The 13,420-nt window shown below is 69.2% G+C and carries 10 protein-coding genes and 1 pseudogene; 5 read left to right on the forward strand and 6 right to left on the reverse strand.

Features of this window, described 5'->3' with window-relative positions; translation table 11 throughout:
• Nucleotides 1-1,727 (reverse strand): annotated as a pseudogene (locus ACWGH4_RS19005) (hypothetical protein); the annotation flags it as partial.
• 173 nt (nucleotides 1,728-1,900) lie between these two features.
• Between ACWGH4_RS19005 and ACWGH4_RS19010 the strand changes: the two are divergent.
• The gene (locus ACWGH4_RS19010) at nucleotides 1,901-2,059 is read left to right on the forward strand and encodes a hypothetical protein (protein ID WP_453462054.1); all 159 of its coding nucleotides are present in this window, start codon (nucleotides 1,901-1,903) and stop codon (nucleotides 2,057-2,059) included.
• A gap of 124 nt (nucleotides 2,060-2,183) precedes the next feature.
• Here the strand turns inward: ACWGH4_RS19010 and ACWGH4_RS19015 are convergent, their stop codons facing one another.
• From ACWGH4_RS19015 to ACWGH4_RS19030, 4 genes are all read right to left on the reverse strand, one after another.
• Nucleotides 2,184-5,837 carry a protein kinase domain-containing protein gene (locus ACWGH4_RS19015; protein ID WP_453462057.1) on the reverse strand — a complete coding sequence of 1,218 codons (3,654 nt, stop codon included), beginning with the start codon at nucleotides 5,835-5,837 and terminating at the stop codon, nucleotides 2,184-2,186.
• Between the two features lie 184 nt (nucleotides 5,838-6,021).
• On the reverse strand, nucleotides 6,022-6,252 hold the full coding sequence (locus ACWGH4_RS19020) for a carboxymuconolactone decarboxylase family protein (RefSeq protein ID WP_453462059.1): 231 nt from the start codon (nucleotides 6,250-6,252) through the stop codon (nucleotides 6,022-6,024).
• Complete coding sequence (locus ACWGH4_RS19025) at nucleotides 6,194-6,349, reverse strand: hypothetical protein (RefSeq protein ID WP_453462062.1); 156 nt, start codon at nucleotides 6,347-6,349, stop codon at nucleotides 6,194-6,196. The genes ACWGH4_RS19020 and ACWGH4_RS19025 overlap by 59 nt, the downstream gene beginning before the upstream one ends.
• A 416-nt stretch (nucleotides 6,350-6,765) precedes the next feature.
• Nucleotides 6,766-7,743 (reverse strand): L-threonylcarbamoyladenylate synthase, encoded by a 978-nt coding sequence (locus ACWGH4_RS19030; protein ID WP_453462065.1) that lies wholly within the window; start codon nucleotides 7,741-7,743, stop codon nucleotides 6,766-6,768.
• A gap of 392 nt (nucleotides 7,744-8,135) precedes the next feature.
• Here ACWGH4_RS19030 and tap point away from each other — a divergent pair, with 392 nt between their 5' ends.
• Together tap and tpg are read left to right on the forward strand one after the other, a co-directional pair.
• Complete coding sequence (gene tap, locus ACWGH4_RS19035) at nucleotides 8,136-10,220, forward strand: telomere-associated protein Tap (RefSeq protein ID WP_453462068.1); 2,085 nt, start codon at nucleotides 8,136-8,138, stop codon at nucleotides 10,218-10,220.
• Between the two features lie 4 nt (nucleotides 10,221-10,224).
• On the forward strand, nucleotides 10,225-10,779 hold the full coding sequence (gene tpg, locus ACWGH4_RS19040) for a telomere-protecting terminal protein Tpg (RefSeq protein ID WP_453462071.1): 555 nt from the start codon (nucleotides 10,225-10,227) through the stop codon (nucleotides 10,777-10,779).
• 35 nt (nucleotides 10,780-10,814) lie between these two features.
• Here the strand turns inward: tpg and ACWGH4_RS19045 are convergent, their stop codons facing one another.
• Complete coding sequence (locus ACWGH4_RS19045) at nucleotides 10,815-10,973, reverse strand: hypothetical protein (RefSeq protein WP_453462074.1); 159 nt, start codon at nucleotides 10,971-10,973, stop codon at nucleotides 10,815-10,817.
• Nucleotides 10,974-11,283: 310 nt separating this feature from the next.
• On the opposite strand from ACWGH4_RS19045, the gene ACWGH4_RS19050 reads away from it, so the two are divergent.
• Together ACWGH4_RS19050 and ACWGH4_RS19055 are read left to right on the forward strand one after the other, a co-directional pair.
• Nucleotides 11,284-11,691 (forward strand): hypothetical protein, encoded by a 408-nt coding sequence (locus tag ACWGH4_RS19050; protein ID WP_453462077.1) that lies wholly within the window; start codon nucleotides 11,284-11,286, stop codon nucleotides 11,689-11,691.
• Nucleotides 11,692-11,778: 87 nt separating this feature from the next.
• Nucleotides 11,779-13,149, forward strand: coding sequence for a VanZ family protein (locus ACWGH4_RS19055; protein WP_453462080.1), 1,371 nt, complete (start codon nucleotides 11,779-11,781; stop codon nucleotides 13,147-13,149).
• Nucleotides 13,150-13,420: the final 271 nt, after the last annotated feature.

Below are 13,420 nucleotides of genomic sequence, written 5' to 3' on the forward strand. Positions count from 1 at the left end.
ATGTACCAGTCTCCCGCGACGGACCCTGCCCACCAGTCCCCGCCCTCAGCGGCCTGCATCAGATACGGCAGCGCCGCCTCCGGCTCCGCCCGCTCCATGAGCAGACGCCCCAGCGCCCCGGCCGCCTCGCACGCCGCCTCACGCCGCGCCGACGACGCGGCCATCCGCCAGGCGGCGATCGCGGTGTCCGCCTGCGCCCAGCGCTGCGCCTGATGCCCGAGCTCGAGTGCCTCGTCGGCCGTGGCCGCCCCCAGCAGCGCCGACCACAGCGCCTCGGGCACCGGGGCCTGAGGAATACGCGTCTGCGCGTCGTCGACGAGATAGTCGAAGGCCCGCACACCCGCACCGGACTCGTCGTCGACCAGCAGCCGGCTGAAGCCTCGCCTCCGCCTGCGCGCCCACTTCAAAGCCCGGTCGAACAGTGCATCGTCGACGTCCTGGCGCAGCGCTGACGGCACATAGTGAGGCAGCAGCTCCCGCAGGAGCGCCGGCTGAAGAGGACGGCGCCAGCCCACCCGGGCGGCATCGACACTGGCATGGACGACAGCCGCCCCGCCGAACTGGCCATCCGCGGCATCCGTGTGCGCCTGCAGCAGACGCAACAGCTCCGGACCGGCGGCCAAAGCCTCCGCCACACCGTAGCGACCCGCCACGCGCAGGGCGTCGGCCAGACGCGTGTCCTCACCCAACTGCTCGGCGCGCGCCAACTCGGCAGCGGAGAACATCCGCTCCATCCGCACATGCCGCGCCCGCGCCAGCAAGCCGTTCACCACCGCCGCCGCCCTGCGGTCCCACAGCACATGCGGTGCCGTCCGCTCGTCGTCGCCGCCCTCCTGCGAAGCACCCTCTTCGAGGTCGGACAGCTGATGCGCACGAATCGTCGCGATGACCAACGGGTTCTCCGGCCGGGCCAACAGCTGAGCGAGCGCCTCAGCCTGCCGTCCCCCCGAACCGACATACAAATCCAGCTCGTTGAGCCAGATCACCGTCCGCGTCAGATCCAAACGAGCACCGGCAAGCCGCACCAGCGACTCCGGCATGACCGGCACCAAAAGAGCCCACCCGGCGAGCTCCGACCACATCGCCTCCGCGGCCGCCCGCGTCTTGCCCGCAGTCGAAGGACCGGAAACAAGAACCATCCCGCCACGATCCCGGCCGTCGCGCACATGCGCACGAAGATCGGCATCACTGTCACGCACTACATACGACGGCAGCTCCCCATCCAGAACCACCCCCGGACGCAGGCGCAGACGAGGGGCCGGATGAATACCGAGCAGTGCCCGGTCCCGAACCTGCGACACCAGCGGCAGATCCCCGTCCGCATGCACGTGGGCGTGCCCCGCCAGCACCTCGCGACGCCGCTCCAGCTCCGGCGCCGACCGCGACCGCACCACCACCGGAGCCGCCCGAGCAGCCGCCGCCCGCTCCCGCTCACGCAACTCACTGCGCTCCGACCGCCCCGCCTTGACCGCAGCCCGAAACCACGCGCGCCACCGCTCGTCGAACGGCACCCCGCAGGCGTCCAGCAGACACCCCAACGTGCGCTCCGTCGGAGGCCTCACGGCCCGCAGCGCCTCACTGACCACGGTCTCACTGACACCGGCCCGCGCAGCCAGCTCGGACAGGGAGCCCAGATCCGCCAGATCCGCCGCCGCTCGAAGACGTTCCGCCAGCCCGCGCAGGTCCGCGGGTGCCGCATCCCTGACCGGCCCAAGGCTCCTGCCCACGATTCCCCCGGGTTTTCCCCGCGCGGGGAAAACCCGCGCGGCCGTCTTCTCCCTGCAATACCCCGCATTTTCCCCGGCCTTGCCCTGGTGAGAACACCGGGGTATGCCGCCGAGCCCAAGGTCGGAGGCGAACCCGAGGGATCAGCCCGAGGGACGCAGGGAGGGAATCACACATGCAGTTGCTCCTCGAAATCAGCCGGCACCTCGCCCCGCTGCAGCCGCTGTTGACGGTCGCCTCGGTCCTGGTGGGCGCGGCCAACCTCGCCGTGGGCATCCTCAAGATGCGCCGCGCCCGGCAGCAGGACACTCAGCCGCCGCCCACGGCAGCCTGACGGCTCCGCCTGCCGCACCACCGGACCATCGAGACGCCGGGAGGCTCGCCAATCGCACCCCTCGACGCCGCTTGCAACGACTCGTGCGAGGGAGCCCCGGCTACGGGGCCCCGTCGTTACGGAGTCAGCGGTGCGTTTCGCTGCACACCTTCCGATACGGCAACCCGGGCACGTAGGTCTCCCACTCCTCCCGCGTGATGTCACGGCCCACCCGCGAGCACACCGTTCCGGTCAGCCTGCCGGGAGAAAGATCGAGAGAGTAGGTGTCGAAGGCACTGACGGTGCGCAATGTCGAACCGTCGAAGTCGATAAGATCGATACCACGGCCGGTGAGAACAAGCGGTTCGCCGAGGGGCAACCGGCTCGTCGTGTCCCACAACTGGACCCTGGTCCCGCCGGATTCGGGATCGCGGTCATCCGTCCCGCCGCCGACCACGGTCGCCAGGAGAGTACCGTCCCCGGAAAAGGCGAAGTGGGAGAACTTCTGACCTTGACTCGAACCGCCCTCTGTCAAGCTGCTGCTCATGCGGGCCAGACGTGAACGCGCTGTGCCGTCCCAGAGTTCGACCCATCCTGAATTCAGCAGTGTCGCGATCTTCTCACCGTCCGGTGAGAAGGCGATCTCCTTGACATCGGCGCCCTGGAAGACGTTCTTCCGGATCTTCCCGGAGCGTGGATCGAAAGCGTCACCCGTCGTGGTGAACAGGGTGCCGCGGGAGTCGAATTTTCCGGCATCGGCTCGAGGGAAGGTGCGCAGCGGCTCTGCCGGGTTCTTCGTGTCCCACAGATAGCCGCTGCCGGGGCCGAGAAGGGAGTCCTCGCCGAACCACGCGTAGACGTACCGCCCATCGGGCGACAACGTCACCTGCGGCATCGCGGACGTGCTCGCCGGGCCGGGAACGTGGATACGATGCAGCTTCTTTCGTCGCCCCGTGTCCCACAGGACAATGGACGTGCGTCCGTCCTCGGCGACTTCGGACAGAGCGAGCAGAGCCCCCTTGTTGCTGAGCGCGCTCGACGGGAAGCTTCCGGCGACACCGAGTATGTCCCGGGACTGCGGGAACGGAGCGCCCGTCTTCCTGCCTGTCGCCATGTCCACGAGCTGGACGGAATTCTTCCTCGGCATGGACACCCCCAGCATGCTGCCGTCCGGCGCCAGGGAAGCCGTCCGGGCGAACTCATCGGCAAGCGGCCCGCCGCCGTTGTCACCCGGATTGTCGATGACGTTGCGCAGGTCGAACTGCCGCACCTGGTCGGAGTCCTTCAACAGCACCCTGAGTGTCCTGGAGGAACCATCGAGGACCGCGCCATCGACAGTCCCCTGCACCGGGACGGTCACCATGCTCTCGGTCGGATGCTCGACCGCCCAGACGTCCACCCCGTGATCGGCGATACCCACCACATGACGGCCGTCCGAGCTGAAACGGGTCCACTTCACATCGGCGGGAACCCACCACAGCCGTTCTCCCGTCCGGATGTTCCACAGCTCGATGATGCCGCCGACGTTCACGAGCGCCGACGAGCCGTCAGGACCGAACGTCACGTCATGGACGTCTTCGCACTTCCGCTCCGGATCCCATTCCTCGTCCCCGTTGTACTCGTCCGGCGAGGTGTTGCCCACCCGCCCGGACCCAAGGGTCAGGAACCTGAGCTTCTGCCTGTCGGTGCAGGTGATCAGGTGATTCCCGTCAGGAGACAGGTAAGTGGGACGATCGAGCGAATGCGGCCAGGTGGCCTTGGTCGTTCCGGAGGCGGAGACGAGGCGGCGCACCTCGAGATCGCCGGACCTGAACACGACGTCACCCGTATCGGTCACCTCCTCGGCCGTGAAGCCGTCCGCGCCCCGGAAACGCTTCCCGGTCACCGCGCCGTCCGCGGCCCGCACCTCGTAGGAGCCGTCCTGGTAGGAGAGGAGGACGAATGCCCCGTTGTCGCTGGCTGTCGGATAGCCGGTGGACCGCCAGTCGCCGCCGTCATCATCGATGGCGATCCTCGGCTTCCTCACCAGACCTGATCGGTCGGACGCGAATTCCCACAGACGCAGAGCATGCTCATTCATGGTGAGCACACGCCTGCCGTCCGGCTGAAGGAAACGGATACCGCCCGCCGGGACCCGCGCGTCGACCGCCGGCATCTCCCATCGGGTGGCCGCCGTGAGCAGCGCCGCGCGGGCCTCGGCGACCGGAGCGATCCGCCAGGCGGCGACACTCAGCAACTGGGCGGTGCCCGGCGCGGTACTGCGGAGGGCCTCGGCATTCTCGGCAACGTTCCGTGCCGCGGACTCGTCACGCTGGCGTTCCGCATCCGCGTACTGCCGCCAGGCAACGAGACCGACCAGCAGCGCGATCACCGACAGCGAGGCCACGACGGACAGCAGGATACGGCGGCGACGGGCACTGCGAGCGGCCCGCTGCTCCGCTTCCTGAAGAAAGAGCCGCTCCAGCGGATTCGGCCGGATCGTCGCGGAGGCGGTGTCCTGCCAGGCGAGAGCCGCCTTGAGGGCAGTGCCCTGCAGCAGGTCCTCCGGGCGCCGCCCGTGCCGGTCCCACACCTGCGCGGCCTCCGCGACACCCAGCCGAACGGCCAGGGCGCCACGATGGGTACCGACCCACTGCCTCAGCCGGGGCCAGGCCGGCAGCACCGCGGCACTGACCGGACGAAGGGCCATCTCCTCGCTGCGGAGCAGAATCCCGGCGCTGGTGAACGCATCGATCGCGCGGACCAAGGCCTCCACATCGGCGGTGCATTCCTCGGGCCGCGCCACCCGCACCGAGTCCAGCGATCCGTCCACGGCGTCGCCGGGCACGACAAGCCGGAGCATCAGTTCTTCCGCGGCCGACCGGCCGACGCCGGACAGCGCGGCGAAAGCGGCCTCGGCGCGCTCGCCGAGCGGAGGTTCCACCACGGTCGGAGTCTTCGTGACCGGCTCCGCCCTGCGGGCGCCCGTCTCCATCAGCATCCGCCGGGGGTCGGCCGACCCGGGCATGTCACCGACCAGCCCGGTCAGCAACTCCATTGAGGACGGCCGCAGCCGCGGATCCTTCGCCACCGCGGCGGCAACGAGCGGGCGGACCCTGGACGGCAGCAGAGAAAGGTCGGGCTCCACGAATGCCGTGCGGTGCGCCACCTCACCGATGTTCGCCCCGCGGAACGGCTCCACTCCGCTCGCGGCGAAGATGATCAACGCACCCCACGCGAAGACGTCCGCGGCCTGGGTGGCCCGACTCCCGGACAACACCTCCGGAGCCATATAGCCGAAGGTCCCCATCACGGCACCAGTGCGGGTGAGCGACATGCCGGGAGCCCGCGCGATACCGAAGTCGATGACACGCGGGCCCTCGCCGCTGAGCAGTACGTTGCCCGGTTTCAGGTCCCGGTGCAGCACGCCACTGTGGTGGATCGCGGCGAGCGCCGTCGCGACCCCGATGGCGAGCCTGATGAGAGAGTCCTCGGGGAGCGGGCCGCCTTGACGGATACTGTCGTCGAGCGTCCGCCCCTCGACGTATTCGGTCACGATGTACGGAGTGTCGCCGTCGAGGCCCGCCTCGAGAACCTTGGCAGTGCAGAAGGGGGCGACCCGGCGTGCGGCCTCCGCCTCCTTGACGAAACGCGACCGTGCCACCTCCTGGGCGTCACGATGCAGCGTCTTGAGAGCCACCCGGTCCCCCCGCGGACCGTACGCCTCGTACACCACCCCCTGGCCCCCCGAGCCGAGCCGGGCCGCCAGCCAGTACCCGCCCAGTTTCTCCCGGTCCTCCGCAAGCAGCTTCGTCGCCAACCCGGCCCCCCTGATAGCTGTCGTGCGCAGTTCTGCATCCTAGGACGCCGGACCGTGATCTCCAGTTGCTGAACGGTGCGGCACGGTTGCGGCCCCGAACGCACCCTGGCTGCGACCTCTGCGGGTGAGAGATCGGTGCGGGGACCCCTGCCCCGGGGGCTGTCGCATGTGGGGTGACGCCGCCTCAGACCTGGTCTTCGGTGAGTACGGCCGCAGCGGCGTTGTAGTCCTCGTCGCTGACGTGTCCGTCCGATACGCGCGTGATTGCCTCGGTCAGGCGGAGGGCGGCGCGGTCGGTCTCGGAGAAGTAGCCGGTCTCTTCCCATCCGGGCAGAACGGCGATCCGGTCGGGGTTTTCACGAGCAGGCTCCGCATCCCGGGCAGGCGGCGCCGGCCGTGATGCATTGCGCGTCAAGGCGCACCTTCTCCATATCCACGTCCACCGACAGCACCGCGACGTCCGCGACCGCCGGGAACAGCAGCTCCTTCAACTGGAGCACGACCTCTTCCACGGCCCGGACTGTCAGCCCAGCGGCACTGACCACCGCCTATTTTCGGGCGACTTCGCATACCGTCCGGAGACGTTCAGCCGTCACTCACTGTGGCCACTGCACGAAAGCTGAGCCAGAACCCATTTTCGTGAACACAGCCACGTCCTGCGGCACCCCGCGGTCGCCGCCCGCCGCATGGCTTCAACGAGGCCGCCGCGAAGTGGATCGCAGAAGCTCGTCTGGACCGGGCCGCCTCTCGCCGCCTCGATGCGGCGGTCCCGCTGCGTCCTGACCGCCCCGGGGAAGGAACGGTTGTCACCGACGACTGGCGGCAGGAGCTCCCGGTCTGTCAGACCGGTGGGCGTTCGGCCGAATCCGTGAAGAATCGGCCCGGCCCTCGGTCTTTGGGAGCAGTAAAGGCGCAGTGTCGGTGTCAGTTACACGGTGGGCCGGGGCCCCGCAGCGCGGCGGAGCCGGTTGGCGATCGCCAGTCCCAGTCCGTCCTCCACCGGCAGGGAGGCGACGATGAGGTCGCACCCGCGCTGGTCGAGCTCGCGCAGGAACCCGTACAGCCCGCGCGCATAGGCGGCCATCGAACCGGGGACCGCCACCACGGCGTGCACCTTCACCGGAGCGTCGGCGAAGGCGGCAGGTAGAAAGACGCCCACCTGGTGCCCCAGCTCTTGCGCCAGCTCCGCTTCGGAGACGACCTTCTCCGGCTCGACGAGGACGACCCGCGCGCGCGGTGCGTAGTGCGACGGGTGCTGGCCCGGCACCCGAACACGGCTCGTCGAGGGAACCGCGAGCGGGCACCCCAGCACCGCTTCGAGATCCTCGCGCGTCACCCCGCCCGGCCGAAGGATGCTCAGGGCACCACCCGTGGCGTCGACGATGGTCGACTCGACGCCGACCTCGCAGGGACCGCCGTCCAGCACGAAGTCGACGGCATCGCCGAGCTCGGCACGCACATGGTCCGCCGTCGTGGGGCTGACCGAGCCGAAGCGATTGGCGGACGGGGCCGTGACACCGCCGCCGAAGGACGACAGCAGCGCGAGTGCGACGGGGTGGTCAGGCACGCGCACCGCCACCGTCTGAAGGCCGCCGGTCGCCTCGAGGGGTACGCGGGGACCGCGCCGCAGGACCAGCGTGAGTGGTCCCGGCCAGAAGTGTTCGGCCAGCAGGCGCGCCGCCGCCGGCACGTCCTGGACCCAGTCGTCCAGCTGTTCCACGTCGCCGATGTGGACGATCAGCGGGTGGGAGGGCGGACGTCCCTTGACCTGGAAGATGCGCGCGACGGCGGCGGGGTCCTCGGCGTTGGCGCCCAGACCGTAGACGGTTTCGGTCGGGAGGGCCACCAGGCCGCCGGCGCGCAGCACACCGGCCGCCTTCTCGATGTCACTGACTCTTGCCGTCACCCTCGCAATCCTAGAAGCACAAAGGACCGGCGACGGTCATGATCAATCCCGGTCCCGACCACGGCTCCAGTCCCGGAGATCGCTTTGTCTCCTCTCGTCGGCCATGAGCGCCTGAGCGCCGCGGGACGGCGCGGGCCAGGACCCTGAAGCAGCGGGATCGACGCGCGGCGGGAACTGCGCCGAGGCCGCGAGAGGCGACGAGCTACGCACTGCCGTCGGCCAGCGGTAGCACAGGCCCAGCACGGCGGCCCGTCCGGATTTTCATCGGGGGATGTCCGTGTCTCCCACCTGACCCCCTCCTCATGATCACGACGAACTCACTCTAAATCCAAGGATAAAAATAAAACAAAAGCAGAGGTAAATTGGTGATAGGGTTTGTGTGGAGGTGGAGTATGCCGAGCGAGGAAGAGCTGTTTGCGGCGGTGGATTCGCTGCTTGAGGGCGAGCCGCAGTTGCCGCCGCCTGCGGAGCGGGCCCGGCTGCGTGAGGCCGCCGGCGTTACGCAGGCGCGGCTGGCTACTGCGCTCAAATCGACGACGCAGACGGTGAAAAACTGGGAGAGCGGCCGCTCGGAGCCGCGGCCGCCGCGCCGCCAGGCATACATGCGACTGCTGGAGGGCTGGGCGGCGAAGTACCCGCCTGAACCGGAGCCGTTGCCTGAGACATTCCCCGGCCCCGCAGCCCAGCCGCCGGTCGAACCGGTCGCCCCCGCACCCGCATCGGCACCTGTCTCCGTGGCGAAGCCGGCGGCCGCGGTCAGGCCGTCGGTGGCGCGCAGCCCGGCGGCAAAGAAGGCCGTGCCGAAGCCGGTCGCGGCCGATCCGCGGTTCCCCAACGGTCCGCTGGCCGTGCTGGACGGTGACGATCAGGCGTACTGCTTCGGCGGGATCGTGCTGGACTGCCCGGCCAAGACGATTGCGCAGCTGGTCGACTGGACGCTGACCGAGTCCGGGATCGGCGCCGCGCGGCTGCATCGCAACGGCAAGGACAGCGATCCGCTGATCGTGCTCACCGCCGCGGCCGCCGTGAAGCTCGGACTGCCCGAACGCCTGGAAGGTGCGAAGGCCCGCCGCTCACTGCGGCTGCCGGAGGACCACCCGGTGGTCAAGCAGCTCACCCGCGCCAAATGGAAGCTGACCAAACGCGGCTTCGGCCCCTGGGCGCGGATCTACCGGCCGGCGAAGGCCGGGCACCGGCAGTGCGTGCAGCTGGCGATCCTGCCGTGGGACGCCCTCGATACCCGCGCCTGGCCCGGCGTCGCCGATCTCGAGCCGGCCGACGTCGCCCGCGTCCTCGGGGTGTATGCCCAGCGTGTGATCACGCCGCGTGGGTCCACCGCCGTCTCCGGCCTGGAGCTGATGACCGCGCTGCGCCCGCCGACCCGCGCCGTGAAGAACGAGCAGACGGGGGAGTGGGTGTCCGGGCACAACCCCGGCTCGCTCGGCACCGAGCCGGTCGACCCGGCACCGCCGGAGGCGACCCCCGAGCATCCGGTCGCCCGCGGCTGGCAGGGCGGCTTCCTCGACGAGGAGGCCCACCAATGGGTGCGGGACCCGCAGTTGCTGTCCGACGAGGAGTGCCTGCTCCCCTGTGCGGTCGGCCTGGACATCAACACCGCCTTCCTCGCCGCCGCGGCCCGCCTGGTGGTCGGCCTGTCCGGCCCCGAGCATGTACGGCACCCGGTGTTCGACAAGAAGATCCCCGGATCCTGGCTCGTCGACCTCTCCCACGTCGAGCTGGACCCGCGCCTGCCCTCTCCGTTCACCCCCTCCGGGCAGCGCCCCACGGGACCTGCCTGGTATCAGACGCACACCGTCGCCTACGCGGCCGAGCTCGGCTACGACGTCGCCCCAATCGAGGCGTTCCTGCGGCGCGAGACGGGGGCGTTCCTGGACCCGTGGCACGACCGGCTCAAGACCGCCTACGTCGACACGATGGCCGACCTCGGCGTCACCAAGGACCTCACCGAGACTGCGTTCCTCGCCGCGATGGAGCAGCACAAGCAGGCCGACCCCGGCCTGGCGGCCGTACTGGCGGCGATCAAGGCGACGGTGAAGGGCGGCATCGGCAAGCTCCGCGAACGCCCCCAAGGGCGGCACTACCGCGACGGCGAACGGTGGCCCGCGCTGGAGCGTCCGACCTGGCGGCCGGACATCCGCGCCGCCGTCATCTCCAAGGCGCGGGTGAACATGCACCGCAAGATGCTCAACACCGCCAAGGCGACCGGCCGGTACCCGCTCGCCGTCCTCTCCGACTGCGTCGTCTACGCCAGCCCCGGCCCCTCCCCGCTCGACTTCCTGCCCCGCACACCGGACGGCAAGCCGCTGCCCGGCTCCTTCCGCCTCGGCCCCACCCCGGGCCTGGCCAAGCTCGAAGGCGTCCAGGAAATGGCCTGGGCGGTCGACCTCATGGAGCAGGGCCTGAACCCGGCCCGCCACATCAAGGGCGGCGACGCCGTCCTCGAGGACGGAGAGTAAAGCGGTGGGGGACATCGACGACGCCCTGGAACGCGCGGACCAGGAAGCCTTCACCCGCGAACCGCCCAAGACCCTTCCGGCCCGGATCAACTACCTGGTGCGGCAGTTGAAGAGCACCCGCGCCGTCGCCGAGGCGCTCGGCGTGACCCAGCGCTCCGTGGAGCGCTACCGCACCGGCGCACGCAAGAAGCCGCCGAAAGACATCGCCGACCGCATCGAGCAGGAGGTCCGCGCCCGCTGGCAGCCCCAGGTCCGCAAACGCCGCCGCCGACAGGCCGCCGCCGCCACCGGCATCACCGTGGAAACCCGCGCCCGTTTCGGCTACACCGCCCCCATCGGCACCACCGACGACGGCCGGATGCGCCGACTGACCGTCCACCTCCCCCCCGACTACGCCAACCGCCTCTTCAACGCCCAGCAGCAAGGCGCAAGCGACCAGAAACTGCGCGCCATCGTCGCCGAAGGACTCCAGGAAATCTATTTCAAGGACGGCGGACGCCGCGCCGACAACCTGGAAGTGGAATTCACGGACATCGACTATTTCGACGTTTCCTTTTAACTTCTCTACGTACCGCGGTTCTCGTCGTGCCGGTCTTACGGGCGGCAAGCGTCGCCGCCCCGCTCCTGCGGCTGCACATGGACGACGGTGACCCCTTCCTCGATGAGCAGGGCGTCTACGACCTCCTCCATGGAGATGGCGAGACCGTCGTGCGGACTCCGGTTGCCCAGCAGCTGAGTGGAGCGGCCGGCCACGGCTGGCACTCCCCGTGAGGCGCAGATCTGTGAGCGCTGTTCCAGCGCGTGGTGCCGCAGGCGCCGTCGCGGCCTCAGGGCGGCGGCGGGCGCCGCCACGGTGACCGGAGGTCCTGGCCCCGTTCACGTTCGCGGCAACCTCAACTGGGCAGCGGAGCCGCGGGTACGGCATGCCTTCAACAGGCTTGGGATGCCTCCGGCTTGATAACAAGACGCCCCCTCCCCTCCTTGGCTGTTTCACATGTTGATCACGACTACATGATCAACATATGCTCAGCCGGCTCGAGATCAACTACTGACAAGGGACTCCATGAGATCTGGCATACGCGCAACCGTCGTCGGCGCAGCCGCAGCTGCCATGCTCGGCCTTGGCGCTCTCCCCGCGAACGCAGCCGTGACCTCCTGCCCCAGCGACGGCCACCTCCCCGGGGGCGCGCGCTGCAGCAAGCTGTCCAACGGCGTCCTGTCCGCGCACACGACCAGCAGGGGCGACTACATCATGGTCGGCTACTACCGCGCTTCCGGCGGCAGCCTGACTGCAAAGCTCGGCTGGGAGCGCCACTCGACCAACAACTGGTGGGCCTACCAGAACATGTCCAACACGCCGTTCCACTACGACAAGCAGACGGGCCTCACCGCCAGCTGTAGCGCGATGATCGGCAAGCTCTACACGAGTGGCGGCAGCAGCTACGCAACGCCGCCCGTGGATCCCTGCTAGTCCGCTCCGCAGGACACTTACCCGGGCCCGCGTTGCTCCTAGCCCCTTGGGCAGCGCGCGGGCCCTTTCCTCTGAACAGGTATCCACGTGATCGAAGCCGTCTTCCAGGACCACCTCACCTTTCTCGCGCTTGCCGTCGCAGCAACTCTGGCCACCGGCGCCGTCGTGTACCTCGTGGCCGCTCGACGCGTCGACCGTGTCCGCGCTGTGCTCTACGGGCTATGGGCCTCCTCGACCCTCGGGCCCATCATCCTGACCACCTGGGGCGGCAGTGGAACGCGGACTCTTGTCTGCACAATCAATCCCGCCGTGATCGAGGCGTTCGCCACCACGCAGGGACAGCTCAACGCTCTGCTGTTCGCGCCATTCGGCCTGTTCGCCGTCCTGGCCACCCGGCGGCCCGTCTTCAGCGCGGGGCTCGGGGTCCTGTTCACCGCGTCGGTGGAGACGGCCCAGGCCGCCATGCCCTACGTCGCCCGCCTCTGCGACACCGACGATCTGGCCACCAACGCCGCCGGCGTTCTTGTAGGGGTGGTCATCGGCACCCTCGTGTGCCGCCGACTCCCCGGCGGCACGCCTCTCGCTCCATTCGTCGTCCGACGCGCCGTCATCGCCGGCACTGCCACCTCGCTGATCATCGCGACAGTCTGGGCCACTGCTATTGAGCCCGTCCGCGCAGTCCTGCCGACCGAGGTCCCCACCGCGAGCGCGCAGCAGGTTCAGGCACTCAACACCGCACTCGGAGCAGCCCTCGACGACTCCTATGTCGTCAAGAAGGCGAACTTCCACCACAACGTAGAAGGCCCCGACACCATCAACACGCCGCTTCCCGGAGGCTTTGCCGAACTCACCTGGCCGGACCGCGAAAAGCTCACGATCCACTTCACCCCGACCAACCACGGTGAGGGAACGCACGCCTATCGGATCCCCGGGGCCAGCAAGCCTGTACGCACAGCGAAGGAGGCCCAGAAGGTCGCCACCCTCTTCGCTCAACGTCGCATGCCCTGGGCCCTGCGTGACTCGAATGTCCGGACGTGGCCGATCGACGCAAACGATGACAGTCTCGGCTGGGTAGTCGAATGGCGCCGCTGGCAGGGCAAACTCCTGATGCCCATGCGGCTGGACATCGTCATCGAACCCTCAGGTCGCCTGACAGGCCTCATCGCCCGCAACATCGACGACCCGAAACTGCCGCGTATCGAGATCAACAAGGACGAGGCATGGCAGGCGTTCGAGTCCCACCACAAGATCAAGCCCGGCCAGGCAGAGCGCGCAGAGCCCGTCTATCTGGTCGAACGGGAAGGCGATGAGTGGCGCGTTCACTGGCGCCTGGCCGCCCGCCAAGATGACACCCTGCTCTCAGCCATCGTGGACGCCACCACCGGGAAAGTGCTGAAGCCGTCAGCCATGCCGGCAGGCGGTGAACCGCCTGTCGAGGAGGGAGTCGAGGGCCCCTGACCCGCCGGGCAAAGAGGGCGTTGCGAGGACGTCTGTTTCGGTGTCGAGCAGCGCGTCCTCGTCGCCCTGCGGGCCCCTGGTGAGGAGACCTCATAGACGAGGCGCCCGACACCATGGCGGACTACATCACCGCCGACGTCGAGCGCGGGCCCCGGGGCCTGTTCGGGCTCATCACCTCCCACCACCCCGCGACGATCTTCGCAACGAGGGCGCCGGACGTGCCCACTGCGGGCCATGAGAGTGCCCTCCGCGGGTGGTGCCCTGGACGCGT

This window comes from Streptomyces sp. NPDC054847 (assembly GCF_053610925.1).

Coding starts and splice junctions, on each gene's coding strand:
- tap (WP_453462068.1), top strand. CDS start 8,136: ATGCCGAGCGAGGAAGAGCTGTTTGCGGCGGTGGATTCGCTGCTTGAG.
- ACWGH4_RS19010 (WP_453462054.1), top strand. CDS start 1,901: ATGCAGTTGCTCCTCGAAATCAGCCGGCACCTCGCCCCGCTGCAGCCG.
- ACWGH4_RS19050 (WP_453462077.1), top strand. CDS start 11,284: ATGAGATCTGGCATACGCGCAACCGTCGTCGGCGCAGCCGCAGCTGCC.